23 protein-coding genes are annotated in these 26,348 nt (G+C 67.3%); 6 read left to right on the forward strand and 17 right to left on the reverse strand.

Going from position 1 to position 26,348, the window contains the following annotated elements; translation table 11 throughout:
- The first annotated feature begins 8 nt into the window (after positions 1–8).
- Entirely contained in the window at positions 9–617 is a 609-nt protein-coding gene (locus OG474_RS10685) for a 4'-phosphopantetheinyl transferase family protein (RefSeq protein WP_405062101.1), read from the forward strand.
- On the opposite strand, the gene OG474_RS10690 is transcribed toward OG474_RS10685, so the two are convergent.
- From OG474_RS10690 to OG474_RS10750, 13 genes are all read right to left on the reverse strand, one after another.
- Entirely contained in the window at positions 548–1,957 is a 1,410-nt protein-coding gene (locus tag OG474_RS10690) for a class I adenylate-forming enzyme family protein (RefSeq protein WP_405062102.1), read from the reverse strand. The two genes, OG474_RS10685 and OG474_RS10690, sit on opposite strands and share 70 nt — an antisense overlap.
- 376 nt (positions 1,958–2,333) lie before the next feature.
- Positions 2,334–2,951 carry a phosphotransferase gene (locus tag OG474_RS10695; RefSeq protein ID WP_405062103.1) on the reverse strand — a complete coding sequence of 206 codons (618 nt, stop codon included), beginning with the start codon at positions 2,949–2,951 and terminating at the stop codon, positions 2,334–2,336.
- A gap of 567 nt (positions 2,952–3,518) precedes the next feature.
- Positions 3,519–4,412 carry an N-acetylmuramic acid 6-phosphate etherase gene (gene murQ / locus OG474_RS10700; RefSeq protein ID WP_405062104.1) on the reverse strand — a complete coding sequence of 298 codons (894 nt, stop codon included), beginning with the start codon at positions 4,410–4,412 and terminating at the stop codon, positions 3,519–3,521.
- A gap of 90 nt (positions 4,413–4,502) precedes the next feature.
- On the reverse strand, positions 4,503–5,390 hold the full coding sequence (locus OG474_RS10705) for a MurR/RpiR family transcriptional regulator (protein ID WP_405062105.1): 888 nt from the start codon (positions 5,388–5,390) through the stop codon (positions 4,503–4,505).
- Positions 5,391–5,592: 202 nt separating this feature from the next.
- Positions 5,593–7,281, reverse strand: a complete 1,689-nt coding sequence (locus tag OG474_RS10710; protein WP_405062106.1) for a serine hydrolase — start codon at positions 7,279–7,281, stop codon at positions 5,593–5,595.
- Between the two features lie 50 nt (positions 7,282–7,331).
- Positions 7,332–8,615: an exo-beta-N-acetylmuramidase NamZ domain-containing protein gene (locus OG474_RS10715; protein WP_405062107.1), complete on the reverse strand. Its 1,284-nt coding sequence runs from the start codon at positions 8,613–8,615 to the stop codon at positions 7,332–7,334.
- A gap of 2 nt (positions 8,616–8,617) precedes the next feature.
- A complete protein-coding gene (locus OG474_RS10720; protein WP_405062108.1) occupies positions 8,618–10,402 on the reverse strand; it encodes a glycoside hydrolase family 3 protein in 1,785 nt (594 codons plus the stop codon).
- Positions 10,403–10,490: 88 nt separating this feature from the next.
- Positions 10,491–11,624 carry a low temperature requirement protein A gene (locus OG474_RS10725; protein WP_405062109.1) on the reverse strand — a complete coding sequence of 378 codons (1,134 nt, stop codon included), beginning with the start codon at positions 11,622–11,624 and terminating at the stop codon, positions 10,491–10,493.
- A gap of 29 nt (positions 11,625–11,653) precedes the next feature.
- Entirely contained in the window at positions 11,654–12,739 is a 1,086-nt protein-coding gene (locus OG474_RS10730) for a Gfo/Idh/MocA family protein (protein ID WP_405062110.1), read from the reverse strand.
- Positions 12,732–13,496 carry a ThuA domain-containing protein gene (locus OG474_RS10735; protein WP_405062111.1) on the reverse strand — a complete coding sequence of 255 codons (765 nt, stop codon included), beginning with the start codon at positions 13,494–13,496 and terminating at the stop codon, positions 12,732–12,734. The genes OG474_RS10730 and OG474_RS10735 overlap by 8 nt, the downstream gene beginning before the upstream one ends.
- Positions 13,497–13,518: 22 nt before the next feature.
- Positions 13,519–14,334, reverse strand: coding sequence for a carbohydrate ABC transporter permease (locus tag OG474_RS10740; protein WP_405062112.1), 816 nt, complete (start codon positions 14,332–14,334; stop codon positions 13,519–13,521).
- A 12-nt stretch (positions 14,335–14,346) separates the two neighbouring features.
- A complete protein-coding gene (locus OG474_RS10745; protein WP_405062113.1) occupies positions 14,347–15,279 on the reverse strand; it encodes a carbohydrate ABC transporter permease in 933 nt (310 codons plus the stop codon).
- A gap of 1 nt (position 15,280) precedes the next feature.
- The gene (locus OG474_RS10750; protein ID WP_405062114.1) at positions 15,281–16,510 is read right to left on the reverse strand and encodes an ABC transporter substrate-binding protein; all 1,230 of its coding nucleotides are present in this window, start codon (positions 16,508–16,510) and stop codon (positions 15,281–15,283) included.
- A gap of 105 nt (positions 16,511–16,615) precedes the next feature.
- Here OG474_RS10750 and OG474_RS10755 point away from each other — a divergent pair, with 105 nt between their 5' ends.
- The 3 genes from OG474_RS10755 (at position 16,616) to OG474_RS10765 (ending at position 20,001) form a co-directional block, all read left to right on the forward strand.
- Positions 16,616–17,629: a LacI family DNA-binding transcriptional regulator gene (locus OG474_RS10755; protein ID WP_405062115.1), complete on the forward strand. Its 1,014-nt coding sequence runs from the start codon at positions 16,616–16,618 to the stop codon at positions 17,627–17,629.
- Between the two features lie 216 nt (positions 17,630–17,845).
- Positions 17,846–18,403: a helix-turn-helix domain-containing protein gene (locus OG474_RS10760; RefSeq protein ID WP_405062116.1), complete on the forward strand. Its 558-nt coding sequence runs from the start codon at positions 17,846–17,848 to the stop codon at positions 18,401–18,403.
- Between the two features lie 104 nt (positions 18,404–18,507).
- Positions 18,508–20,001 carry an apolipoprotein N-acyltransferase gene (locus OG474_RS10765; protein WP_405062117.1) on the forward strand — a complete coding sequence of 498 codons (1,494 nt, stop codon included), beginning with the start codon at positions 18,508–18,510 and terminating at the stop codon, positions 19,999–20,001.
- Here the strand turns inward: OG474_RS10765 and ilvY are convergent.
- Complete coding sequence (ilvY, locus tag OG474_RS10770) at positions 19,987–20,823, reverse strand: HTH-type transcriptional activator IlvY (protein WP_405062118.1); 837 nt, start codon at positions 20,821–20,823, stop codon at positions 19,987–19,989. The two genes, OG474_RS10765 and ilvY, sit on opposite strands and share 15 nt — an antisense overlap.
- Before the next feature lie 74 nt (positions 20,824–20,897).
- Here ilvY and OG474_RS10775 point away from each other — a divergent pair, with 74 nt between their 5' ends.
- Positions 20,898–22,361 (forward strand): ketol-acid reductoisomerase, encoded by a 1,464-nt coding sequence (locus OG474_RS10775; RefSeq protein ID WP_405062119.1) that lies wholly within the window; start codon positions 20,898–20,900, stop codon positions 22,359–22,361.
- A 51-nt stretch (positions 22,362–22,412) separates the two neighbouring features.
- Here the strand turns inward: OG474_RS10775 and glmM are convergent, their stop codons facing one another.
- Genes glmM through rplM form a run of 3 tightly spaced genes read right to left on the reverse strand, consistent with a single transcriptional unit; the run spans position 22,413 to position 24,767 of the window.
- Positions 22,413–23,759 (reverse strand): phosphoglucosamine mutase, encoded by a 1,347-nt coding sequence (gene glmM, locus OG474_RS10780; protein ID WP_405062120.1) that lies wholly within the window; start codon positions 23,757–23,759, stop codon positions 22,413–22,415.
- 7 nt (positions 23,760–23,766) lie between these two features.
- Positions 23,767–24,288 carry a 30S ribosomal protein S9 gene (rpsI, locus tag OG474_RS10785; RefSeq protein ID WP_405062121.1) on the reverse strand — a complete coding sequence of 174 codons (522 nt, stop codon included), beginning with the start codon at positions 24,286–24,288 and terminating at the stop codon, positions 23,767–23,769.
- A gap of 35 nt (positions 24,289–24,323) precedes the next feature.
- Entirely contained in the window at positions 24,324–24,767 is a 444-nt protein-coding gene (gene rplM, locus OG474_RS10790) for a 50S ribosomal protein L13 (protein ID WP_391541438.1), read from the reverse strand.
- Positions 24,768–25,054: 287 nt separating this feature from the next.
- Here rplM and OG474_RS10795 point away from each other — a divergent pair, with 287 nt between their 5' ends.
- Complete coding sequence (locus tag OG474_RS10795) at positions 25,055–26,341, forward strand: citrate synthase (RefSeq protein WP_405062122.1); 1,287 nt, start codon at positions 25,055–25,057, stop codon at positions 26,339–26,341.
- Positions 26,342–26,348: the final 7 nt, after the last annotated feature.

Genomic DNA, 26,348 nt, shown 5'->3' on the forward strand with positions numbered 1-26,348 from the left:
TTCCTTCTGTGAATGATGCTGTCGTGGGTGATGCTGTTGTTGAGGTCTGGACGGCGCCGGCCGGTGCCGACTCCCGTGCCACCGCCCACGCCTTGCTGCTCTCGCTCGCCGGCACCTTCGGTGCGGATCCGGTGCTGCGCCACGATGCGAGCGGCCGACCCGAGATCGACGGGCTGGCGGTGAGCATCAGCCACAGCCGCTCGCTCGTCGCCGTCGCCGCGCGGCGCACCGGCGTCGTGGGGATCGACGTCGAGGACGTGTATCCGCGGGAGGTGAGCGGGCTCGCCCGCCGCTGGTTCGACCCCGCCGAGCTGGAGTGGATGGCCGGCGACCTGCTCGCCTTCCTGCAGCTCTGGACCGCGAAGGAGGCCGTCGGCAAAGCACTCGGCCTGGGCCTTAGGAACTCCGGCCTGCGGCGACGTGTCCCGTTTGGCGACGGTCCGGTCGACTCGGTGCCCGGCCTGTACGTCGTCCGCCTGCCGCTCGACGACGCCGTACTGGCCGTGGCCCTCGACCAGCCACCGGCGGAGATCGTAGTGACCGAGCATCACGACACCGCCTTGCGCAGTACGGTGAGGTCCCGGACCAGCTTCCCGGTAGTTGTCCGCGGCAACTGATCGAGCACGTACAGGGTCCGCGGCCGCTTGTACGACGCGAGCCGCTGCGACAGCTCCGCCTCCAGGCGCGCGGTCTCCCGGCGTTCGCGAAGCTGCAGGTAGGCGGTGATCGAGCCGTCATAGACGACGACCGCGGCCTCGACGCCGCGCAGCGTTCCCAGGGTGTACTCGACCTCGGTCAGGTCGACCTTCAGCCCACCGACCGACACCTGCGAATCCAGCCGGCCCTTGATGCTGACCAGCCTGGTCTCCGGATCGACGACCCCGGCATCGCGCGTCCGCAGCCAGCCGTCGGACCAGCGGGCCGGATCGGACAGGCCGAGGTACGGCGATTCCGTCCTGGCGATCTGCAGTTCGCCGTCGACCGTCCGGACGTCGATCCCGGGCGCGGGGCGGATCGCGGGCCGATGCCGCCCGTACAGATCGGTGCCGATGACACCGACCTCGGTCATCCCGTACATGTTCCCGAGCGGGACGCCGTACTTCTGCTCGAACGCGTCCGACACAGACTTCGGCACGAGCTCGCCACCGGTCGTCATCCGCTTGAACTGCGGCAGCCACCGCGGCTGCTGAACCGAGGCCAGCAAACCGATGTGGAACGGTACGCCGAGCACGGTGGCCGGCGTGGTCTCGGCCGCGATCGCCTGCAGGATCGCGTCACCGGTGAGCCGGGCCGGCGGAACGAGCTCGACTCCGGCGTGCAGGCCGTAGAGCAGACCGCCGACCAGACCGAGCACATGCACCATCGACGGCAGCAGAATCACTCGCTCGTTCTTGGTGGGTACGCCGTCGATCTGCGTGTACCGCTTGATCTCCTCGACCAGGTCCTGCGCGGTCCGACCGATCACCTTGGACGGCCCGGTCGACCCAGAACTGAGCTGTACGACGGCGTGCGACGTACTGGCCGGATGGCCCGAATAACTGGCGACACTCGCGTCGACATCGTGGAACGTGCGCAGCCCGGCCGGAACCGGTCGATCCGGCGAAACGACCACCTGCGGCACCAGCCGCTCGATCGCCCTCCGCACCTCGTAATCGGTCAGCCGGTGATCCAGGAGGATCGCCTGCCCGCCGCTGCGCCACACTGCCAGCAAATGCGTCACGAATGCCAGCGACGGCGGTAAACGTAAAGCCGCCGCACCACCCGCCCGCAAACCGGACTGGGCCAATTCAATTTGCCGCTCCTGAACCAATCGCCGCAGTTTCGCGCGGTCGATCACTTCCGGCAGCCGCAAACACACCTGGGCTCCGGCGCCGTCCAGCAGCACCTCGTCGACCCAGGCCGCACCGTTCTCGACTCCGGGCACGACACGGTGCCCAACACTATTGGTGTCGTCCATGGCCATCCGAGCTCCAAAGGCTTTGTACACAAAGGATTCGAAGGCCAGCACCCCCACCAAGGCCTGGCGATGACTGGACGATACGACACGATCACACGGACGCGCTATGGACCAGAAGTAATGATCCCATCACGCGAAGCAACCCCTCAAAACAAACGCTCCAGCGCCCCAAAAACAAACCGCAGGAAATTCGCCGAAGGGTTAGAAATGCAGCACCCTCGACACACATTCGAAGGGTTCCCCGCACTCACCTCCGAACAGCATCCGAAAGACATCAGAAACTTTCTGGACGCCCAGGCCATCACAACTGCGTCGGCCGGGAACGAGTGAGCATGCGCGCCCGGCCGCGAACGCAAATGTGGAGTACTGGCGGTCCTCAGTTGCCGAGTAGCGCTGCGCGGTTCGCCAGGATGTAGGCGACGGCTGCGCGGTTGCCGCCCGCGTGGTCCTCGTCCCGGTGAACGTCGAACGCCGAGTTGCCCGCCTTCACCTGCTGCTCGATGTTCGCCGCGTGCCCCAGCAGCCGGAGCCCGATCAGATCGACCAGCTCGGCCGGCTCGACCCCCAGCCCGTACGCGTCGCAGAACAACCGCAACCGCCTCGCCCGATCCGGCTCCACGTCCCACCCGAACGGCTCCAACCACGCCGGCGGATGGAACGGCACGAACTGGTGCGCCGCATACGCCAGATCCCACCGCCGGTTCGAGGGCCGGATCGTGTCCCAGTCGATGATCCCCACCACCTCGGGCCCATCGAACACCAGGTTCCACGGCGCCAGATCATGGTGACCGATGCAGTCCACCTGCACCGGTGCCGCGACCTCCAGGTCCCGCCACTCCCCATCAACCGGCTCAAACCCCGCCGTAGCGTCATGCAACCGCCGTACCGCCCGAGCCACACTCACCAACGCCGCATCCGACCGAATCTCCGCACTCAACGGCGGATACCCAGCCACCCCCGGCAGATAGCTCAACGTCTCCGTCTCCCCATCCACCCCGATCAGCCGAGGCGCCAACCCAAATCCCACCCGCTCCAAATGCCGCAACAACCCCTGCGAGTTCGCCGACCCCCGCCGCCGCACCACCACCTCCCCCCGCCGCACAGCCCCCGAAAACCGCCCACCACTCAACTCTTCATCCACCCCCAAACCCAACCACGCCCAAAGAGCAGCCCGCCGCTCCTTGTGCACCTCATCCAACTTTGGGTATCCCCCAACCACCCAGAGCCCCCGAAAACGACCGATGCGTGCACAAAGACGAGCACCGCGCCCAAAGAGCAGCCAACCCACCCTTGGGCCCCCACCACCCGTGCCCAAAGAGCAGCCCGCTGCTCTTTGGGCACCTGGGTCATCTTTGGGTATCCACCAACCACCTAGAGGCTGCAGAAATGGTTGGTGGGTGCACAAAGTTGGATCCCGTGCACAAAGTTGGATCCCGTGCACAAAGAGAAGGCAGCCCACCTTTGGGCACGGGGCAGGCGGCAGCGGGCGGGCCGGCGAACCGGCGAGCGGCGGGGCCGACGGGGTGGGGCCGGGGACGGGGCGGTTGCTGGAGCGGGCGGGTTAGGCGTGGGTGTTGAGGGTGGTCAGGGCGGTGGCTACTCGGCCGTTGGCGGCTTCGAGGGCGGCTCGGGCGGCGGGGATGGGGGCGCCGGTGAGGAGGTGGACCAGGGCCGGCTTGAGTTCGCCGTCGGCGGCGGCGAGGGCTGATTCGCAGGCGTCGGGGTCGGCGCCGGTGGCTTCGGCGAGGATGCGGAGCATGCGGTTGCGGAGCTTCTGGTTGGTGGCTACTAGGTCGACCATGAGGTTGGACCAGGTGCGGCCGAGCTTGATCATCAGCGTGGTGGAGAAGGCGTTGAGGATCATCTTCTGCGCCGTACCGGCCTTCAGCCGCGTGGAGCCCGCGATGACCTCGGGACCGGTGTCCGCGGCAATCACGATGTCGGCCAGCGGCGCGAGCGGGGCGTCCGGGTTCGAGGTGATCAACACCGTGGCGGCACCCGCCGCCCGGGCGGCCTTCAAAGCGCCCGCGACGTACGGCGTGCTGCCCGAGGCGGCGAGGCCGATCGCGATGTCGCGGGCGGTGACCGCGGCAGCGTCGTCGGCGCCGCCCTGCTCGGAGTCTTCGACGTTCTCGACGGCGCGCAGCAGCGCCTCCATCCCGCCGGCGTGGTGAGCGACCACCAGACCGTCCGGGACGTGGAACGTCGGGAGCAGTTCGGCGGCATCGAGCACCGCCAGGCGTCCCGACGTACCGGCGCCGAAGTAGTGCACACGGCCGCCGCGGCGGATCGCCTCGACCGCGCGGTCGACGGCATCGGCCAGCTGCGGCAGAACCACAGCGACGGCGCCGGCGACCGAGGCGTCCTCGGCGTTCACCATCCGCAGGATCTCGGTCGTGCCCACCGCGTCGATGGCGAGCGTGCGGGGATTGCGCTGCTCCGTCGGTGTACTCACAGTGTCGATGTTAGTTTTCTACTGAAGGATTTTCAATTCTGTTCATCGTTGACAGAATAGATTGACGTAACGATCCGTACCCGACCGCTCTCACTCCGAACTCTTGAGCCGGTGCCCACGCACCGAGGTCGCCGTCTGCTCCAGCGCCTTCACCGCGTCCGGCAGCACCTGCTGGGCGACCCCGATGAACAGGCAGTCGATCACCGTGAGCTGCGCGATCCGCGAGGACATCGCACCCGACCGGTACGTCGTCTCGCGGGCGGCCGTGGTGAGCATCAGGTCGGCGGTCCGGGCCAGCGGTGAGCGCGGGAAGTTGGTCACGGCGACCGTGGTGGCGCCGTGCTTGGCGGCCTCCTCGAGCGCCTCGACGACCTCGACCGTGACACCGGTGTGCGAGATGCCGATCGCGACATCGCCTTCGCCGAGCAGCGCGGCCGAGGGCAGCGCCATGTGCACGTCGGACCAGGCGAACGCGACGCGGCGGATCCGGTGCAGCTTCTGCTGCAGGTCGAGCGCGACGAAGGCACTCGCGCCGAAGCCGTAGATGTCGACGCGCGGCGCCTTCACGACCGCGGAGACCACCTTGGCCAGCGCATCGACGTCGACCTGCTGCGCGGTCTCACGGACCGCGCGCTCGTCGGCGAACGCGACCTTGCGGACCACGTCGTCGAGCGAGTCACCCGGCTCGATGTCGCCACCGACCTCGGGCCGGAGGTTCTCCGTCGCCGACTGGGCCGCCAACTGCAGGCGGAGCTGCGGGTAGCCGGGGACGCCGATCTGCTTGCAGAACCGGATGACCGTGGTCTCCGAGGTGGAGGCCACCTCGGCCAGCTCCGAGATCGTCATCGCAGCCACTCCGCCCGGGTCCGCGAGGACCGCGTTCGCCACCCGCTGCTCGGCCGGCGCCAGCGCGGGCATCACCGCGCGGACTCGGACCAGCAGCGGCCCCGTGGGTTCTGGAGAGGTTGTTGAACTCATGACAGCCACGGTACGGCGACTGGGGCTTGTCGCCCAGCCACACGCCGTAGCGAGGAGGTGCTTGGTGCGGTAGCTCGGCGTGCTGGGGCGAAGGCCTCGATGCTTTTCCATCGTGGCCTTTGCACCAGTGCGGCGAGATGCCGTGCCAAGCGCCCCGCAGTAGGCGTGTGGTTGGGTGACAAGCCCCCGGCACCAGATGGGATCACCGACGCGAAAGTCTCCAACCTGTTGCAGTAAATGACTCAGGCGTTCGTTCCCCGTCGAGAAGAACATCACGACCGCTCGTGATCTTCACACCGTCGACGTAGATACCGCGGCCCTGGTACTGCGGATCGGTCGTATACCGCCAGCGCAGCGACCGCTGCCCAGCGGCCAGCTCGGCCGTCACCTGATGCCAGTGCCGGTCACCGGAGCCACTGATCGTCCCGTCGGTGTCGATCACCGTGCCCCGGTCCCGGACCGTGAACGGCACCTTGGACCAGGTCTGCCCGTCCTCCGACGTCTCGAGATACAGCAGATCCGAGTCCTCGGTGTCGACGAACAGGTCGAACGCCAGCTTCGCCCCACCAGCCGGTACGGCGACTGTCGTGGCGAGCGTCGTTGTCGCGGCATCCGTCGTACCGGAGAACCACGCGTCCTTGCCGTGCCGCGGACCGACCCCGAGCGCCAGCGCCAGTCCCTGCGCGACCGCACGCCGGGCAGGGTTGTTCGAACCCCAGTTGCGGCTCGGGTGCACCCGATTGGTGAGCAGGATCGCGAACGACCGCGAGTCGAAGTCGATCACCAGCGACGTCCCGGTGTAGCCGGTGTGGCCGGCGGCGCGCGGCCCGGACAGGCCGCTCATGTACCAGCGCTGGTTCAGCTCGAAGCCGAGGCCGTGGTCGTTCCCGGGGAAGGCCTGGTTGAAGTTGGTGATCATCGCGGTCACCGAGGATTCCTTGAGGATCCGGGCACCGCGGTAGCTGCCGCCGTTCAGGAAGCTCTGCGCGAGCACGGCCAGGTCGTCCGCCGTACTGAAGACACCCGCATGCCCGGCGACGCCATCCAGCGACCACGCGTTCTCGTCGTGCACCGAGCCCCAGACCATCCCGCGAGGGGGTGCCGTCTGGTACTCCGTCGCGGCGATCCGCGGCTTCTTCTTCGGATCCGGGTTGTAGCCGGTGTCGCGCATCTGCAGCGGCTTGGTGATGCCGTCGGCAACGAGCCGGTCGAGCGTCTTGCCGCTCACCTGGTGCGCGACCTCGCCGAGCGCGATCAGATTCAGGTCGCTGTACAGGTACGTCGTCCCCGCAGGCGTGGTGGTGGGCGTCGCCGTCAGCGCCATCAGCAGCCGCGAGGCCGCATCGGGCCGCGAACTCCACAACGGCAGCCACGAGGGCAGCCCGGTCGTGTGCGTGAGCGCCTGCCGGACCGTGATCGCGCCCTTGCCGTTCGCGGCGAACTCCGGCACATACTTCGCGATCGGCTCGTCGAGCCCGATCTTGCCCTTCTCGACCTGCTGCAGCACCACGATCGAGGTGAACAGCTTCGAGACCGAGGCCATGTCGAAGATGGTGTCGGTCCGCATCGGGATCTGCTGGTCGGCCGGCAGCTCGGTGCCATTGCCGTCGGCATACTTCAGAGCGAGACCGGTCGCCTGCCGCGCGACCACGCGCCCGTCATGACCGAGCAGCGTCACCGCGCCGGCGTACAGAGGTTTCGCCGTACCGGCCGGACGCGTCCAGCCGTCGACCTGGGCCAGCGCCGCGTCGATCGGCGCCGGATCGAGACCTGCCTTCGCCGGAGTCGCCTCGCGAAGCAAGGTCGTCTTCGGCGCATACCCGTCATAGGGCTGGTCGAACCGGCCGGATTTGTTGCCATGGGCAACCGCAGGGGAAGTCATCGTCAGCATCACCGCAGAGGCTATCGTGGCCATTTGGACTGTTCTTGGAAGGACGCGATTCACCGATGCGCTCCCTTGTAGAGCAGGTACTTGGCCCGCCGCGCGGTCCACGCGTCGGTCTCGGCCTTCCAGGCTGCCACGATCTCCTCGGCAGTCGCATCCGCCAAAAGCATGGTCCGGAACCGGTCCGACCCGGTGAGCAGGTCGATCCAGCGGCCGGGCGGGTTCTCGGCCCGCCAGGCGAAGCCCGGGTACAGCCTCCGCGCCTCGACGATCATGTGCGTCGCCGCGACGATCGCCTCGGCCTTGCGCGGGTCGGTGATCTGCACCTGGACCCCGCCGCAGAGCACGTTCGCGTTCTTGCTGATCGTCGGCGTGAAGTAGGCCTCCCGGAACGCCACGCCCGGGATCTTCTTCGCCTGCAGCGCCTGCGCCCAGCGATAGTCCACGTACGGCGCTCCGATCAGCTCGAACGGCCGCGTCGTCCCGCGCCCCTCGGACATGTTGGTCGCCTCGAACAGGCACATGCCGGGGTAGAGCAGTGCGGTATCCGGTGTCGGCATGTTCGGACTCGGCATCACCCAGGTGAGCCCGGTGTCGGCGTAGAGCTGGTCGCGCGTCCAGCCGCGCACCTGGATCACCTGGAGCTCCTTCAGCCGGGCGCCGTTGGTGTCGAGCGGCAGATACTCGGCGTTGAAGATCCGGGCCAGCTCGCCGACCGTCATCCCGTGCTGCTGGATGATCTCCCGCTTGCCGACGCCCGACGTGTAGCCGGGTTTCAGCATCGGCCCGCGCGCGGACCCACCGGTCGGATTCGGCCGATCCAGTACGACGAAGCGCGCGCCGGTGCGGACCGCGGCCAGCATCGCCTCGTACATCGTCCAGATGTAGGTGTAGAACCGCGCACCGACGTCCTGGATGTCGAAGACGACCGTCTGAACGCCGGACTTCGTGTAGAGGTTCACCAGCTTGTCCGCGTTCGCACCGTACGCGTCGTAGACCATGATGCCGGTCCGCGGATCGACGTGGTCGCCCTCGGAACCACCGGCCTGAGCAGAACCGCGGAAGCCGTGCTCGGGCCCGAAGACCGCGACTACGTTGACCTTCCCGGACGCATGCATGACGTCGACGACGTGGTTGAGGTCGGACAGGATGCCGGTCGGGTTGCTGATCACTCCGACCTTCTGCCCGGCCAGCGCCTTCCAGTTGTCCTTGGCCAGCACCTCGGCCCCGGTCAGCAACGTCCGGCCACCTCCCGAGCCATGGGCGAGCGCAGTGGGTGCGTCGAGCAGCGGCGCGGCGGCGATCACGCCGGCACCGGCGAACAGAGTGCGTCGTTTCATCGTCACCAGCTCATTCCGTAGCCGAAGGGGTACAGGGGTTTCTGCGGGTCTCCGGCGACCGGGATGTCCACGGGCAGCTTGCCGGTCGGCTTGATCTCGCCGTACAGGGCCTTGGTCAGCGACTCCATCGACACCGCGGCATAGCCATAGGTGGCCAGGAACGTCGGTGCCGCGTCGAAGTAGGCGATGTCATAGGGGTCCTGGACCGCAACGACGATCACGGGTTTACCCGTGGCCAGCAGGTCGTTGACCAGCTTCCGTTGCTTGCCGAGCTTGTCGGTGACCTTCGAGTCCCAGGCTTTTCGCGTCAGTACGACGGTCACGTCGTTGACCGCGGCCTTCGCCACCGAGTCCGCTATGACTGCGTCACTCGGCGCCGCACCGGTCTGGGCAACGGTCGTGGCCGCACCGCGTTTGGTGAGGCTGTTCGCCAGGTTCTGCGTGGTCGAGACGCCCCAACCGGTCACCAGGATCTTCCGCGGCGTGTTGCTCAGCGGCAGCGTCTTGGTGTGGTCCTTGATCAGCGTGATGCTCTTGTCCACGATCTTCTGAGCCGTCGCCAGGCTTTCCGCCGGCCCGATCGCGGCGGCCTTGGCGACATCGACGTACGGCTGGAAGAAGACGCCGTTCTTCAGTTTGAGCAGCAGGATCCGCAGCAGGCTCTCGTCGATCCGCCGCTCGCTGATCCGCCCGGAGCGCACCGCGTTCAAGACCGCGTTGAACTGAACCTCCGGAGCCGGCGGCAGCAGCAACTGGTCGACCCCGGCCTCGATCGCGCGGACCGCGGCCTCGGCATCGCCGTACTGCTCGCGGACCGCGGCCATCTCCAGCCCGTCGGTCACGATCACGCCCTGGAACCCGAGCTGTTTCCGCAGCACACCGGACAGGATCGGCTTGCTCAGCGTCGCGGGGTCACCGGACGGATCCAGCGCCGGTACGACGATGTGCGCGGTCATGATCGAGTCGATCCCGGCCTTGATCGCGGCCTTGAACGGTGGCGCGTCGATCGTGTTCCACTGCTCGAGCGTGTGGTTGATCGTCGGCAGGTCGTTGTGACTGTCGTCGACCGTGTCCCCATGGCCGGGGAAGTGCTTCGCGGTCGCGGTGATCCCGGCGTCGCGCTGGAAGCCCTGGACCTGCGCGACAGTCATGTCCGAGACCAGCTTCGGGTCGCTGGAGAACGACCGGGTGCCGATCACGGGGTTGAGCGCGTTCACGTTCACGTCGGCGTCCGGCGCGTAGTCCTGCCGGATACCGAGGGCCTTCAACTCGCGCCCGGTGATCGCGGCGGCTGTCCGGGCGTCCGCCGTACTGCGGGATGCACCGAGCGCCATCCCGCCGGCGAACTGGGTGGCCGGCGGACCGATCCGGGTGACCACGCCCTGCTCCTGGTCGGTGGCGATCAGGAGCGGCACGTGCAGCCCGGTCCCGATCGCGGCCTGCTGGAGCTGGTTGGACAACGTCGCGACCTGGGTCGGGTTCTGCACGTTGCCACGGCCGTCGAAGTAGATCCAGCCACCCGGCTTGTACTTCGCGACCACCTCGGCCGCGGTCGGGACGCCGTACAACTTGGTGTTGCGCGTGTCCGGCAGCTGCGCGTCGGGTCCGTAGGCGAACAGCACGAACAGCTGCCCGACCTTCTCCTCCAGCGACATGCCCTGGATGGTCCGGTTGGCCTGCGCGAGCCCTGTGGGTTCAGGTGGTTCGGCGGCGGCGGTCATCGACACTCCCGCGACGGTGGTGACAAGAGCCAGTCCAGCGAGACTGAGGCGGCGTAGGGCGGGCATGGCGGACCCCCAACAGTAAGTGACTTACAGGCGCATCCCCCAGTAGCGAAAGTTAACCACAATATCGCCACAGTGGGTCAAGGGGAAACTACTGCTCGCCACCGACAGTTATCGGCGGCCTGATCACGAGCACCGCCACAATCGCCACCATCAGGACCGCCGTAACCACGAACGGCACCGGAATGATCGGGTCGAACAACACCAGCAGCGCACCCACCGGTACGACGATGTTCACCACCCGGTCCGCGCTCCGGCGCAGCGCGATCCACCAGATCCCGAGCACGAAGACGGCGATCGGCAGCGTCACCGTGAACGACGCCAGGAACTCACTGAGCTTGCTGTGATGGGTGATGACATCGATCTGCACCTCGACACCGGCCGAGAACGCGCCGGCCGCGGCAAACACGAAGAAGTGCACGTAGCCGTAGCGCAGTGAGCTCGCGAACGAGGTGATCGCGGCGTGGTGCGGCGGCCAGAAGTAGATCCACCACAGCGCCGCCGTGACGACCAAGGTGAGCACCGAGATCGCGATCAGCGGCGGCAACTCCTCATGCTCGTGCACCGCCTCGATGATCGCGTTGGCCGACGCCAGCAGGCTCTCGCCGAGCAGGATCAGCGTGAACAGGCCGTACCGCTCGGTGATGTGGTGCGGGTGCCAGGGCGTGGTCCGCCCCTGCCGCTCGGCCAGCACCGGCACCGCCAGCTCCGCGAGCGCGAAGAGCGCCCAGCCGATGATGGTGACTTCGTGCGGCAGGAACAGCAGGACGATCCACAGCACCTGCACCACAGCGATTCCACCCGCGTAGAACTGGGTGACCCGCCGATGCTCCGAGGCCCGGCTCGCCCGCAACCACTGCGCGATCATCGCGACCCGCATCACGACGTACCCGACGACGACGACCCGGAAGTCCTCGTCGGCGAAGACGCGCTCGATCCCGGCCGCGAGGACCAGCACTCCGCTCATCTGCAGGATCGTCAGCACCCGGTAGAGCCAGTCGTCGACCGCGAACGACGTGGCGAACCAGGTGAAGTTCATCCACGCCCACCAGATCGCGAAGAACACCACCACGTACGACAGCACGCCGTGCGCGATGTGCTTCTCAGTGAGGGCATGGTGCAGCTGGGCGGCCGCCACGCTCACGGCGACCACGAACACCAAGTCGAAGAACAGCTCCAGAGTGGACGCCACGCGCCCGGGCTCGTGCGGGTCCCGCGGTCGCATTGGAACCAACCGTGACCGCGAAAGGGTCGTCATACCTCCAGAGTCTTCAGTACGTCCGGCCATGACTCCAAGCAGGCACGCACAGCGGAGTCTGACGCAGTAGCGATCGCCTCCTCATGCGCAGCAGTCAGTACGTCGGCAATCCGCACCGGCGCACCAGTAGCGGCGGACTGTACGGCGGCCTCCACCATGGCCACGCTGACCACGTTGGAGTGCACCTCCGACTGCGGCGTGGTCCCCTGACGAACCGCAGCGACGAACTCGGCCAGCGAACCGGCGATCTGCTCAGGCTCCTCGGTCAGCTCCGCTACCAGCGCCGTACCGTCAGCAAGCTCTCCGGTCGGTGCGTTGTCACCGTCCCAGTACGCCGTTCCCTGCGCAGCGCTCGCTCGCCAGCCACCGTTCCACGAGGTCTCGAGGCCCGGAGCGCACCAACTGCCGTTGAACACGAACCTGGTCCCGTTGGCGAAGGTGAATACGGCATTGGCGGCCGCATTGCCCTCGAACCAGCTCCACTCCGGGTTGTAGGAGTCGCAGTACACCGAGACCGGCGCCGAACCGATCAGTTTCCGAGCCAGGTCGAACTGGTGGATCGCCATGTCCACCAGCAGCGGCTCAGCCATCTGTTCGCGGAAGCCACCGAACCGCGGTGCCTTGAAGAACTCACACGACAGGGAGCCGACCACGCCAAGCTGAGCGATCTGCCGGGCGAAGGCGTTGCCGGTCCGGAAGTACCTCCGGGACTGCGACACCATCAGCAGCTTCGCGCTCACCTCCGCGGCAGCCACCATCTGCAGTCCCTCGCGAACAGTCGCTGCCAACGGCTTCTCCGACAACACCGGCAGCCCATGCCGCAGCGCAGTCGCACTCACGACTGGGTGTGCGGCCGGCACCGTCACGTCGACCACGGCATCCGCCAGCGACGCCAGCTCGTCGATCGACGCCGCCACGGGCACATCGCCGTACCCATGCTCGTCGGCCGCACTCCTGGCCAGCCCGGTGTCGAGGTCGACCAGTCCGACCAATGTGGCGTCCGGGCTCTCGGCAATGGTCCGAAGCCACGCACGACCCATACCGCCGGCACCCACCTGGAGAACGCGCAGGGGTTCAGGCATCGATCGGTCCGCCGTAACCGTGACCATTGAAGAAGTCCCCACTCTCGTACCGCAGCAGCGTCGGTACGGCGCGCTCCGGGCGGTCGGACTTCGCCCAGGCCACCCCGTTCGCGATCACCCGGCGGATGTCCTTGTGGTGGTAGACCGGAAAGTCCTGGTCACCCGGTGAGAAGTAGAAGATCTTCCCGTGCCCCCGGCGGAACGTGCAGCCGGACCGGAAGGCCTCACCGCCGCTGAAGGTCGAGATGAAGATCAGCTCGTCCGGGACCGGGATGTCGAAGAACTCGCCGTACATCTCCTGCTGCTCGATCTCGATCGGGTGCGGCACGCCCTGCGCGATCGGATGCGTCGGGTTCACCGTCCACACCAGTTCACGGTCGCGCTCACTGCGCCAGCGCAGCGTGCACGACGTACCCATGAGTTTGCCGAAGATCTTCGACCAGTGGCCGGAGTGCAGGACGACCAGGCCCATCCCGGCCAGCACCTGCTGGTACACCCGCTCGACCACCTTGTCCTCAACCTCACCGTGCGCCGCATGCCCCCACCAGACGAGGACATCGGTATCGGCGAGCACCTCCTCGGTCAGCCCGTGCTCTGGTTCGTCGAGCGTCGTCGTACCGACTGTCGCCTGGTCGCCGAGGTTCTCCGCGATCCCGGCGGCGATCGCGGCGTGCATGCCGTCGGGGTAGATCCCGGCGACGTGCGGCTCGGTCTGCTCGTGCCGGTTCTCGCCCCAGACGAGTACGCGAATCGTCATCTGTATGTCCTTGTCAGGCAGGTTATTTGACCGCTCCGCCGACGGCGCCGGCGGCGATGTACTTCTGCGCGGCGACCAGCAGCACGACGGCCGGGATCGCCGACAGGACCGCGGTGGCCATCACCGCGTTCCAGTTCTGCACCTGGGTCCCCAGGTACTGGTAGATGCCGAGCGTGACCGGCCGGACGCCGCCCTTGGTGGTCAGCGTCAGCGCGAACAGGAAGTCGCTCCAGGAGAACAGGAAACTGAACAGTCCCGCGGTGATCAGGGAGTTCCGGCTGATCGGCAGCACGATCGCGACGAACGCGCGGAACAGGCCGGCGCCGTCGACCCGCGCGGCCTCCACCAGCGACGGTGGCAGCGAGAGCATGAACGACCGCAGGATCAGGATCGCGAACGGCACCCCGTTGCTGCAGTTCGCCAGGATCAGCCCCGGGACCGAGTTCAGCAACCCGATCCGTTCGTACGCCGTGTAGAGGGCGTTGGCGATCACGATCCCCGGGATCATCTGCGAGATCAGGATCGCCAGCAGGCCGACCGACACCCAGCGGGACCGGAACTGGGCCAGCGCGTAGGCGCACGGAGCTGCGATCAACAGGCTCAGCACGACCGTGCCGCTGGCGATGATCAGGCTGGTGACGAGGTTGCCACCCTGCTCGCTGAGCGCCCGCCGGTAGCCGGCGAAGCTCGGATCGAGCGGGAGCAGACCAGCCGTCAAGGTGTTCCCGGACGGTTGCAGCGACGCGTTCACCATCCAGTAGACGGGGAACAGCATCACGACCAGCACCAGTACGCCGATCACCGTGTACGTCGCTCGGCGGGTGGCCGAATCCGTCATCTCCGAGCCTCCTCACTCGTCCACGGCACGGCGGGTGCCGCGCAGGTAGAAGATCGCGAACAAGAACGAGATCGCGATCAGCAGATTGCTCAGCGCCGCGCCCTCACCGAACTTGAAGTCGACGAAGGACCGCTCGTACGACTGGGTCGCGAGCGTCTGCGTCGCGTTGGCCGGGCCGCCACCGGTCAGGCCGAGGATGATGTCCAGCACCTTGATCGTGTAGACGACGCCGAGCATCAGCAGCACGCCGGCCACCGCCCGCAGGTTCGGCCAGGTGATGTGGACGAACGCGCGCCGCCCGGTCGCTCCGTCCAATTGCCCCGCTTCGTACAGCTCATCCGGGATCTCGGCCAGACCGGCGTACAGGAGGGTGACGTTGAAGGGGATGCCGATCCAGATGTTCACCCCGATCACCGCGATCAGGGCGACCGACGGCGAGTTCAGCCACGGCACCGGCTGATCGATCAGGTGCAGACCGGCGAGCGTGCGGTTGAGGATGCCGTTGTCCTGCTCGAGGATCGAGCGCCAGGTCGCGCTCGAGACGATCAGCGGCAGCAGCCAGGGCAGCAACAGCAGCGATCGCAGCAGACCACCGAGCGGGAAGCGTCGCCGGAAGAACAGCGCGAGCGCCAGCCCGATGCCGAACTGGAAGGCGATCGAGCCGACGGTGAACAGCGCGGTGTTCAGCATCGCCTGTGAGAACAGTTGGTCGCTCACCATCGCCGAGTAGTTCTTGAGCCCGACGAAGGGCGCCTGCCCGGTGAAGAACGTGCGCAGGTCGTAGGCCTGCAGGCTCATCACCAGGTTCTTCAGGACCGGGTAGCCGAACAGCGCGGCCATCGCGAGTGCGGCCGGGAGCACGAACAAGACCTTCGTCAGACTCTCGCCACGCCGGCCGCGCTGCCGGCGTACGGCGATTGTCCGGGTCAGTGCCGCCTGCGCCATGTCAGCCGCCCGAGGCCTGCTTGAAGGCGTCCTGCGCCGAGGCCTTGCCGGTCAGGGCCAGCTGGATCGCCTGGTAGATCACCTTGGCGGCCTCGGGCCACTTGTCGCCGAGCTTGCCGGTCCGCGACCGGGCCGTCCTGACCTGCTCGGCGAACGCCTTCATCGACGGCACCTCCTCGGCGTACTGGTCGAGCAGCGCGGTCCTGGTCGGGAGGGTGAAGCGGGCCTTCGCCCAGGCCAGCTCGTTCTCATCGGAGTTCAGGCACTTCACGAAATCGGCGGCCTTCTGCTGCTTGGCCTGGTCCTTGTTCAGCGGGACCGTCCAGGCCTCGCCACCGAGCGGCGCGATCGGTGTCTGATCCGGCTTGTTCAGCGGGAAGGTGACGACATCCCACTTCACCTTCGGGCTCTCCTGCAGCGCCGGGATCTGCCACGGACCGTTCACCATCATCGCGGCCTTGCCGGCCACGAACTGGTCCTTGGCGTCGCCCTGGGTCCAGTTGATCACGCTCTTCGACGCCGAGCCGGACCGGACGAGATCAACCCACAACTGCAGGGCTTCCGCCACCTGCGGGCTCTTCAGGTCGGTCTCGTCGCCGCCATTGGTCCACATGGCCGGCAGGAACTGCCACGAACCTTCGTACGTCGCGTTGGCGTTGAACGCGATGCCGTAGCGGCCGGGCTTGGTCAGCTTCTGGGCAGCGGCCTTCAGCTCGTCCCAGGTCTTCGGCGGCTGCACGCCGGCTTCGGCCAGCATGTCCTTGTTGTAGAACAGCGCGATCGTGTTCGTCACCGGCGCCAGTCCGTAGAGCTTGCCTTGGTACGACGTCGCGTCGACCATGCCCTGAATGACTCCGTCCGCGTTCAGACCCAGGTCGTTCAGGGGCGCCAGGGCGCCGGTGGCCGCGATCTGCTGGACGTCGGGATTGTCGAGCATCAGCACGTCGGGCAGTGTCTTCGACGACGCCTGCTGCAGCACCTTCTGGATCAAGGTGTCACCAGGCACCGTCTCCCGCTGAACAGTGACGCCGAGCTTGGTCCCGCACGCGTCCAGGCCCTTCTGGACCAGCGCCTTGTCGGGATCGTTGTTGTAGTAGTCGAGCACGGTCAGGCTGCTGACCGCGCCGCCGTTTCCGCTGTTGGCGTTTCCGCTGGCACCGCAGGCCGCCAGGGCGAGTGCCAGGGCTGTCGCAGCCGCCAGGACGGCGGTGGGCCGCTTGCTGCTGATCACATCGGACTCCTTGCACAGTCGCAGGTAAAGCGCTTAACTCCGGAGTGCAAGGACTATGTTCCTTGGGTCACAGTGGTGTCAAGAGTTCACAAGGGGGCAGCCTCGATGGTCACGATGCGCGACGTCGCCGAGCGCGCTGGAGTGTCGATCGCGACGGTGTCGTTCCTGCTCAACGACACCAAGCCGGTGACACCGGCCACCCGGGCCCGGATCGAGGCGGCGATGGCCGAGCTCGGCTACCGGCGCAACGTGGTCGCGCGTGCCCTGGCCAGCCGTCGTACCCGGATCATCGCGATGGCCTATCCCGCGCTCGAGCACCGGTTCGGGATGTCGACCGCGGAGTTCTTCACGGCGGCGGCCGAGCGGGCCCGCGCGAAGGAGTATCACCTGGTGCTGTGGCCGGTCGGCAACGACGGCGTGGAGCTGCGCGAGCTGCTCGGCCAGGGGCTGGTCGACGGCGTCGTCCTGATGGAGGTCCAGCTCGCCGATCCGCGGGTCGAGGTGCTGCGCGGGACCGGTACGCCGTTCGCCCTGATCGGCCGGACCACGGAGCTCGACGGCCTCGCTCATGTGGACATCGACTTCGACGCGACCGTCGAGGCCGCGGTCGGCCATCTCTACGACCTCGGCCACCGCGAGCTCGCACTGATCTCAGGCGACCTGACCGACCCTCGGTTCCACGAGTACGGCCCTTGGGTCCGGTCAGAGGCGGCGTACCGGCGGGTCATGGCGGAGTACGGCCTGCGCACCGTCGTCGAGCCCTGCTCGGACACCACCCGCGCCGGCCGTGAGACGGCCGAACGTCTCTTGCGCGAGCACCCGACGACGACCGCGATCCTGGTCGCGAACGAGTTCGGCGCACTGGGCGTCGTCTCCGCCCTCAAACGCCAGGGACGCGACGTCCCCGGCGACGTGTCCGTGCTCTCGCTCCTGATGGTTCCGGAGATCGCCGCCCTCAGCGACCCCGAGCTCACCTTCCTCCGTACGCCGGGCCCCGAGCTCGGCCGCCTGGGCATCGAGGCCCTGATCCGCCAACTCGAAGGCGCAGCCCCCCTCCCACCCCAACTAGTCCCCGCCACCCTCACCCCCGGCGGCACAGTAGGCCCACCCCCGCACTAGCTCTCCCCCAGCCTCTTTGTGCACCCCGCTCATCTTTGGGAACCCACCAACCACTTCTCGACCGCAAAAGTGACTGGTGGGTGCACAAAGATCGCCCTCGTGCACAAAGAGAAGCCGACCCACCTTCGGGCACGAGGAGCCCGAGCGAGGAAGCGAAGCGGGAACCAGGGTTGTCCCTGATTGCACGGGTTTCCGTGCACGGATTATCGTGCAGTTATGGCCGAGTCGAGAACCGCTGATCTGCGGGCGATGAAAGCGCTGGCGCACCCGATCCGGCAACGGATCCTCACTGAGCTGAACCAAGCGGGCGAGGTCACGTCGACCACGCTGGCCAAGGCGCTCGGTGTGACTACCGGCAACACCAGCTACAACCTTCGCGTCCTGGCCGAGGCCGGGTTCGTCGAGGAGGTGCCTGGCCGAGGCAACGGTCGGGAGCGTTGGTGGCGCAGTGTCGCGCAGGATGTCCGCTTTCCTAGGCACAGCGAGCAGGACGAGGCGACCCGGGCGGCGTTCCAGGAGTTCAACAACCTGGCGTTGGCCGAGGACCAGGAGGCGCTGCAGCGGTTCCTGCGGCAGCGCGACGAGCTTGGTCCGTGGGCGGACGCGTTGCCGTTCTCCCGGGGCGTTCTCGAGGTCACGCTCGGCCAGCTCGAGGAGTTCTTCGAGGAGTACATCGCGCTGCTGCTGAAGTACTCGAACAGCGAACAGAGCAGTGCCGACGCACGCTCGGTCCGGGCCTACTTCCTGGCCTTCCCCGAGGTGGCGAAGGACTGACACAAGGCTGTGGCCGCCGAGAGGCAACTCGGCGGCCACGGATCCGCACACCACGCCCGAGGGCGTGTTTCACCGCGCACGAATCACCGAAAGGACAGCAGTTCATGCTGCTCAAAAGCAAGTCGTGGCCCTGGTTACTCGTCGGCTCAGCCGGCTCACTGCTGGCCTATCACGGCCGCTGGGGGATGGCACTGGCCGCCTGGGTCTTCACGATCTTCCTGCTCCGCTTCACCCGGAGCACTCGCGTGCTGACCGGCACCGCTGCTATCTGGCTGGTGTACGCGCTCGGCGGCGCCTTCTACCTGGCGGAGTCCGGCCTGGAGGTGTTCACCCCGACGTTCGCGATCATCCTGGTCTACAGCACCTTCCTGGTCGTGCCTTACGTGGTGGACCGGCTGCTCGCCGGACGACTGCCGGGTCTCCTCGGCACTCTGGTCTTCCCCACCGCGATGGTCGGCGCCGAGTACGTCCTGGGCGCTCTCAGCCCGCTAGGCGTCGCACTCAGTTCCATGGGGACCACTCAGCACGCCAACCTGCCGCTGATCCAGATGGCATCGATCACCGGCACCTATGGCATCACCTTCATTCTGGCGTGGTTCGCCACGACAGTTCTGCACATCTGGGAGCAGCGACTGCGCTGGCCAGACATCAAGCTGGCCACCACGGTGCACGCCGCCGTACTGGCACTTGTGCTGGTAGGTGGCACGATCCGGATCGCCTTCTTCGCTCCTGATGCTCAGACCGTCCGGGTGGCAACGATCAGTCCGTCCAGGTCTGTCGATGCTCGCCTGGATGGGCTACTGACGCAGTACGAGGGTGTGAAGGGGATGACCTCCGGCGACCCCGCGGTAGTGCGTCCGGCGCTGGCACTGGTCAGCAACGACCTGCTGAAGTCCACCGAGCGCGAGGCTGCAGCCGGCGCGCAGATCGTCGTCTGGCCCGAGGCCGGCACGCTGGTCCGCGAGGCCGACCGGGACGCGCTGCTCCTGCAGATCGCCGCAGTGGCACGTCAGACCGGCACCTACATCAACGCCGGCCTACTGGTTCTCACCAGCAAGGCCCCGTACTACGCCCGCAACCAGGCAGTGCTCATCGACCCGCGTGGCCAGGCTCGGTGGACGTACGACAAGAGCAAGCCGGTGCCGGCCATGGACCGGATCGAGCCGGGCGACGGCAAGGTACCGGCGGTCGACAGCCCGGTGGGGCGGATCGCCAACGTGATCTGCTTCGACGCCGACTTCCCCAGCCTGATGCGGCAGCAGCCGGAGGTAGACCTGATGCTGGTGCCGTCGAACGACTGGGTGGAGTTCGGCCGCACGCACACGGAGAAGACTGCCTTGCGCGCGGTCGAGAACGGCTACTCGCTGATCCGCGCGGACAGCCACGGCCAGTCCGGTGCCTTCGACCCACTCGGGCGCTCGGTCGGCAGCGTGGACTACTTCAGCACCGAGCAACAGACCATGGTGGTCTCAGTACCGACCCACGGTCTCCGCACGGCCTACACCACGATCGGAGACCTGTTCACCTGGCTCTGCCTCGCTGGGCTTGTCCTGCTGACAGTGGCTGGACTGCGCCGGCGAAGTTCAACTCGCGGGTGAGTTCCACAGCGCAGTGACGAGCGGTCGGTGCAGGTCGGTACGCCGGACGCACAGTCCGATCGCGAGTGAGTCGAGCGACGGTTGGACCCGTCGCTCGACCAGTCGGCCGGAGAAGGTCGAGGTGTCGAGCACCAGCCGCGGAACGACACCGATGCCGATACCGAGGTCCACCAAGGCCAGCAACGCCTCATGGCCATCCGGCTCGGCCGCAATCGACGGCCGCAGGCCCTGCTGCCGGAACCACCGGAACGCTGCCTCACGCACCAGCCCGCGCGCCGGTACGACGTACGGGCTGTCTGACGGCACACCTGGCGCACTGACCAGGATGAGGTCAGTGGTGGCGATGGTGCGGCTGACCAGCGTCTCGGGTAGCCGCTTGGGGATGCCTGCGACGGCAGCGTCCACCTCGCCCTCGTCCAACCGAGCCAGTGCCATCGCAGCGTCGCCAGTGCGGATGTCCAGACGGATCTGCGGGTGCGCAGCATGCAGCGGAGCAAGCAGGTCGGGGAGCAGCGCCTCGCAGGCGGTGACAGTGGCGAAGATACGCAGCTCACCGGACAGGTCAGGCGGTACGTCGGTTCCGGCGCGGTAGTCGTTCCACAGCCCCAGGACCTGTTCGGCGTACGTCGTGAACCGGCGGCCGTCGGCGGTGAGCACGACCCCGCGCGGACCGCGGTCGAACAGCCGGCTGCCGGTGCGGACCTCGAGGCGCTGGATGGTCCGGGTCAGGGTCGCGGCGCTGACGTGACACTCCAGACTGGTGCGGCCGTAGTTGAGCGTGCGGGCCAGGTGCAGGAACAGTTCGAGCTCGCGATGGTCCATGTTTCACCTTTTGCAACGCTGCGATGCGAATCTTGCGCTTGCTGCAAGAGTAAGTCCGGTCTTCACTGAAAGACATGACCACCATCAACTCATCGGTCTTCACGACCGAGACCATGACGGTGCCCGGGGGCACAGAGACCATCCTTCGCGGCGGCCGGGACCTGTTCCCGCTGCTCCCCGAGGGCTTCCACGGCATCGAGAAGATCGGCGTCCTCGGCTGGGGCCCCCAGGGCCGGGCCCAGGCGCTCAACCTGCGCGACTCGCTGGCCGGGACCGGCATCACGGTCTCCGTCGGCCTCCGGCCCGGCTCGACGTCGGCGGATGACGCCCGCGCCAACGGGTTCACCGAGGAGAACGGCACCCTCGGCGAGCTCCTCACCGTCGCTGCCGACTCCGATCTGGTGATCCTGCTGATCGCGGACGCGGCCTTGGCGGCCCAGCACGAGACGATCTTCCAGACCCTGAAGCCCGGCGCGACGATCGGCCTGTCGCACGGCTTCCTGCTCGGCCACCTGCAGGCGAGCGGCCGCGACTTCCCCGAGGGACACCCGGTGATCGCGGTCTGCCCGAAGGGCATGGGCGACTCGGTACGGCGTCTCTACCAGCAGGGCGCGACTGTCAACGGCGCCGGGATCAACGCGAGCATCGCGGTCCACGCCGATCCGGACGGTCACGCGACCGACCGGGCACTGGCGTGGTCGGTCGCACTCGGCTCGCCGTACACGTTCGCCACCACGCTCTCGTCCGAGTACCGCTCGGACATCGTCGGTGAGCGGGCGATCCTGCTCGGCGCGGTTCACGGCCTGGTCGAGGCGCTCTACCGGTACTTCCGGCTCCAGGGTTCGGACCCGATCACGGCGTACGAGCGTTCGACGGAAGCGGTCACCGGGCCGATCGCCCGGACGATCTCGGCCGCCGGGCTCCCCGCCGTACGGGCTGCTCTGTCCGGAGCGGACCAGGAGCTGTTCGACCGCGCCTACAGCGCGACCTACCTGCCGGCCCGCGACCTGGTCGCCGAGATCTACGACGAAGTTGCCGAAGGCACCGAACTCCGCAGCGTCGTGCTGGCCGACCAGCGTCTCGCGACCCGCCCGATGACCGCGATCGCCGGGAGCGAGATGTGGTCCCACAGCGCCGAGGTCCACGAGCGGCGAGCCACCACGACCACCGCCCTCGATCCGCTGACGGCCGGGCTCTTCGTCGCGACGATGACCGCTCAGGTCGACGAGTTCGCCGCCCGCGGCCACGCCTGGTCGGAGATCGTGAACGAGTCGATCATCGAGGCGGTCGACTCGCTGCTGCCGTACATGCACGCCCGGGATGTCGCCTTCATGGTCGACAACTGCTCCCGGACCGCCCGGCTCGGCACCCGGCGATGGGGCCCGAGGTTCCAGGCGGCGTACGAGCAGCTCGCCCTTCCGGCGCTGGACAACCCGGCGGACGCGAAGGCCATCGAGGCGTTCCTGCAGAACCCGGTCCATGAAGCCCTGGCCGTCGCCGCCGAACTCCGCCCGTCGGTCGACATCTCGGTGTCCTGAGACAGCAAAAGGCCCGGAACACCTAACAGGTGTTCCGGGCCTTTAGTGCTTTCAGAGCTTCAGCGAAGAACCGACCACATCGGCCAGTGCGTGCGCGATCTCGTCGGCGAGGTCGGACGACTCCGCCTCCACCATCACGCGCACCAGCGGCTCCGTGCCCGAGGGGCGCAGCAGCACGCGGCCGGTGTCGCCGAGCCGCTTGGTGGCCTCGGCAACAGCAGTCTGTACGGCGGAGTCCGTGCCGGCGCGGCCCTTGTCCACGTTCTTCACGTTGACCAGGACCTGCGGCAGCCGGGTCATCACGCCGGCCAGATCGGCCAGCGTCTTCCCGGTCTGAGCCATCCGGGCCAGCAGCATGACCGCGGTCAGCGTGCCGTCGCCGGTGGTGGCGTGGTCGGACAGGATCACGTGTCCGGACTGCTCACCGCCGAGCTTGTGGCCGCCGGCCTTCATCGCCTCCAGCACGTACCGGTCGCCGACCTTGGTCTGCTCGACCGCGATCCGCTCCCGGACCATCGCCTGGACGAAGCCGAGGTTGCTCATCACGGTCGCGACCACGGTGTCGTTGGACAACCGGCCGCTGTCGCGCATCGCCAGCGCCAGGATCGCGAGGATCTGGTCACCGTCCACCAGCTCACCGTTGGCGTCGACCGCCAGGCAGCGGTCGGCGTCGCCGTCCAGGGCGATGCCCAGGTCGGCCCGGTGCCCGATCACCTCACGCTGCAGACCCTCCAGGTGGGTGGATCCGCAGTTCAGGTTGATGTTCAGGCCGTCCGGAGCGGCGGCATACGTGATCACTTCGGCGCCGAGGCGGCGCAGCGCCTCCGGAGCCGTCCCGTAGGCGGCGCCGTTCGCGCAGTCGATCACGACCTTGACCCCGTCGAACCGGTTCGGCGCCGAGCGGACCAGGTGCGAGACATACGTCTCGAAGCCCTGCCCGTCGTCGACCACGCGGCCGACCTTGGCACCGGTCGGACGCTGCCACTCCTCGCCGACCCGGACCTCGATCGCGTCCTCGATCTTGTCGTCGAGCTTGATCCCGCCGCGGGCCAGGAACTTGATGCCGTTGTCCGGCATCGCGTTGTGGCTGGCGGACAGCATCACGCCGAGGTCGGCTCCGGTCGAGCCGGTCAGATAGGCGACGGCCGGGGTCGGCAGCACGCCGAGCTTGAAGACGTCGACGCCGGCACTGGCCAGACCGGCCACCACGGCGGCTTCCAGGAACTCTCCACTGGCGCGTGGATCCCGCCCCACAACGGCGCGTGGCCGGTGCCCTTCAAAGGCACCGGCCTCGCCGAGTACGTGAGCCGCAGCGACCGAAAGGTCGAGTGCGAGCTCTGCGGTCAGGTCCACGTTTGCCAGGCCACGGACTCCGTCCGTACCGAACAAACGACCCATCAGGAGATCAGCGCTTGCTGTACTGAGGAGCCTTGCGGGCCTTCTTGAGACCGGCCTTCTTGCGCTCCTTGATCCGCGCGTCGCGGCTCAGCAGACCGGCCTTCTTGAGGCCAGGACGGTTCGCCTCCTCGTCGGCGGCGTTCAGGCACCGGGCGATCCCGAGCTGCAGCGCACCGGCCTGGCCGGTGATGCCACCGCCGTTGATCCGGGCGATGACGTCGTACGAGCCCTCGAGGCCCGCGACGACGAACGGCTCGTTCACGTGCTGCTGGTGAACCTTGTTCGGGAAGTAAGCCTCGATCGGCTTGCCGTTGACGGTGATGCTGCCCGTGCCGGGCACGAGGCGGACGCGAGCGACGGCCTCCTTGCGACGGCCGGTGGCGCCGGCCGGGTTGATGACCGCGACCCGACCGGTCTCGGCGCGCTGCTCCGGCGACGGGTTCGTCTCGGAGGTGTAGGCAACCGGGCCGTCGGTCTCGATGGGGACCTCGGGGTCGAACTCTTCGGTCTCGGTGGTGATGTCGCTCACGCTGAAAATCCTCGTTTACCTGGCTCGTCGATCGCTTACTGGGCGATCTGGGTGATCTCGAACGGCTTCGGCTGCTGGGCCGTGTGCGGGTGCTCCGGACCGGCGTAGACCTTCAGCTTGGTGAGCAGCTTCCGGCTGAGACGGTTCTTCGGGAGCATGCCCCAGACAGCCTTCTCGACGGCCTTGCGAGGATCCTTGTCGAGGATCTCGCCGATCGGCGTGGCCGTCAGACCACCCGGGTGACCCGAGTGGCGGTAGGCCAGCTTGTCGGTGCGCTTCTTACCGGACAAGGAGACCTTGGAGGCGTTGATGACGACGACGAAGTCGCCGCCGTCGACGTGGGGAGCGTACGTCGGCTTGTGCTTGCCGCGCAGAAGAGTGGCGATCTGAACGGCGAGCCGACCGAGCGTCACATCGGTAGCGTCGATCACGTGCCACTCGCGAGTGACGTCCGCAGGCTTCGGGCTGTACGTGCGCACGGTCGTTGACCTTCGTTTCTCAGAGGTTGACAAATCAAGTACGTCGGCGAGCGGTCCGCCGACAGGATTGAACCTCTTCGGGACCTGAAACGCACAACAGCAGCCCAGAATACCGGCGTACGCCACCCGGGGTCAAAGTGAGACCGGACGGGTCGGGCACCCCGGCTTGGAAGGAGCTGCGGACCGCACTAGTTTAGCGGTGAAGATTGCAGTCCGAATCGCGTCCCGCCGGCTGATATACACCCTCACTCACCCGGGCGATGACGCCAGCTTCCGAAGAGGGCATCGTGACCGAACAGTCGCTCACCGTCCGGGACAACCGGACCGGCAAGGACTACGACCTTGCCATCACCGATGGCACCATCCGTGCCGCCGATCTCAAGCAGATCAGCGCATCCGACGGAGACGGTGGCCTGGCCACCTACGACCCCGGGTTCGTCAACACCGCCTCCACCCGCTCCGCCGTCACCTTCATCGACGGCGACAAGGGCATCCTGGAGTACCGCGGCTACCCGATCGAGCAGCTCGCCGAGCAGTCGAACTACCTCGAGGTGGCGTACCTGCTGGTGAACGGTGCACTGCCGAACAAGGCGGAGTACGAAGCCTGGGTGCACGACGTGACATATCACACCTTCGTGCACGAGAACCTGAAGACCTTCATGCAGGGCTTCCGGTACGACGCGCACCCGATGGGCATGCTGCTGGCCTCGGTCGGCGCGCTGTCGACCTTCTACCCGGAGTCGCGGGAGATCTTCGACGAGGAGTCCCGCGCGCTGCAGATCCGGCGGCTGATCGCCAAGATGCCGACGCTGGGCGCGTTCTCGTTCCGGCACGCGCAGGGCAAGCCGTACGTCTACCCGGACAACGAGCTCAGCTACGCGGCGAACTTCCTCTCGATGCTGTTCAAGATGAGCGAGCCCAAGTACGCCGCCGACGACCGGCTGGTGCGCGCACTGGAGATCCTGTTCATCCTGCACGCCGACCACGAGCAGAACGCGTCCACCAACGCGGTCCGCGCGATCGGCTCCACCCAGGTCGACCCGTACTCCGCGGTCACCGGTGGCATCGCCGCCCTCTACGGCCCGCTGCACGGCGGCGCCAACGAGGCGGTGCTGAAGATGCTGCGCCGGATCGGCACCGTCGAGAACGTCCCGTCGTTCATCGAGGGCGTCAAGAACGGCGAAGAGCGGCTGATGGGCTTCGGCCACCGGGTCTACAAGAACTACGACCCGCGCGCCAAGATCATCAAGAAGGCCGCCGACGACGTGTTCGAGGTGACGGGCATCAACCCGCTGCTGAAGATCGCCGTCGAGCTGGAGAAGATCGCGCTGGAGGACGAGTACTTCGTCTCCCGCAAGCTCTACCCGAACGTCGACTTCTACTCCGGCCTGATCTACGAGGCCCTGCAGTTCCCGCCGGAGATGTTCACCGTGCTGTTCGCCATCCCGCGCACCTCGGGCTGGCTGGCGCAGTGGTCGGAGTCGCTGGGTGACACCGACCAGAAGATCGCGCGTCCGAAGCAGATCTACACCGGTGCCCGTGGCGTCTCCTACGTCCCCATGAGCGACCGCTGATCCAAAG

This window comes from Kribbella sp. NBC_01505 (assembly GCF_045040285.1).
Classification (GTDB): Bacteria; Actinomycetota; Actinomycetes; order Propionibacteriales; family Kribbellaceae; genus Kribbella.

Coding starts and splice junctions, on each gene's coding strand:
- OG474_RS10740 (WP_405062112.1), bottom strand. CDS start 14,334: ATGACGGATTCGGCCACCCGCCGAGCGACGTACACGGTGATCGGCGTA.
- OG474_RS10755 (WP_405062115.1), top strand. CDS start 16,616: ATGGTCACGATGCGCGACGTCGCCGAGCGCGCTGGAGTGTCGATCGCG.
- OG474_RS10710 (WP_405062106.1), bottom strand. CDS start 7,281: ATGCTGACGATGACTTCCCCTGCGGTTGCCCATGGCAACAAATCCGGC.
- OG474_RS10690 (WP_405062102.1), bottom strand. CDS start 1,957: ATGGACGACACCAATAGTGTTGGGCACCGTGTCGTGCCCGGAGTCGAG.
- OG474_RS10705 (WP_405062105.1), bottom strand. CDS start 5,390: ATGAGTTCAACAACCTCTCCAGAACCCACGGGGCCGCTGCTGGTCCGA.
- OG474_RS10730 (WP_405062110.1), bottom strand. CDS start 12,739: ATGCCTGAACCCCTGCGCGTTCTCCAGGTGGGTGCCGGCGGTATGGGT.
- OG474_RS10760 (WP_405062116.1), top strand. CDS start 17,846: ATGGCCGAGTCGAGAACCGCTGATCTGCGGGCGATGAAAGCGCTGGCG.
- ilvY (WP_405062118.1), bottom strand. CDS start 20,823: ATGGACCATCGCGAGCTCGAACTGTTCCTGCACCTGGCCCGCACGCTC.
- OG474_RS10715 (WP_405062107.1), bottom strand. CDS start 8,615: ATGAAACGACGCACTCTGTTCGCCGGTGCCGGCGTGATCGCCGCCGCG.
- OG474_RS10725 (WP_405062109.1), bottom strand. CDS start 11,624: ATGCGACCGCGGGACCCGCACGAGCCCGGGCGCGTGGCGTCCACTCTG.
- glmM (WP_405062120.1), bottom strand. CDS start 23,759: ATGGGTCGTTTGTTCGGTACGGACGGAGTCCGTGGCCTGGCAAACGTG.
- OG474_RS10735 (WP_405062111.1), bottom strand. CDS start 13,496: ATGACGATTCGCGTACTCGTCTGGGGCGAGAACCGGCACGAGCAGACC.
- OG474_RS10745 (WP_405062113.1), bottom strand. CDS start 15,279: ATGGCGCAGGCGGCACTGACCCGGACAATCGCCGTACGCCGGCAGCGC.
- OG474_RS10765 (WP_405062117.1), top strand. CDS start 18,508: ATGCTGCTCAAAAGCAAGTCGTGGCCCTGGTTACTCGTCGGCTCAGCC.
- OG474_RS10775 (WP_405062119.1), top strand. CDS start 20,898: ATGACCACCATCAACTCATCGGTCTTCACGACCGAGACCATGACGGTG.
- OG474_RS10720 (WP_405062108.1), bottom strand. CDS start 10,402: ATGCCCGCCCTACGCCGCCTCAGTCTCGCTGGACTGGCTCTTGTCACC.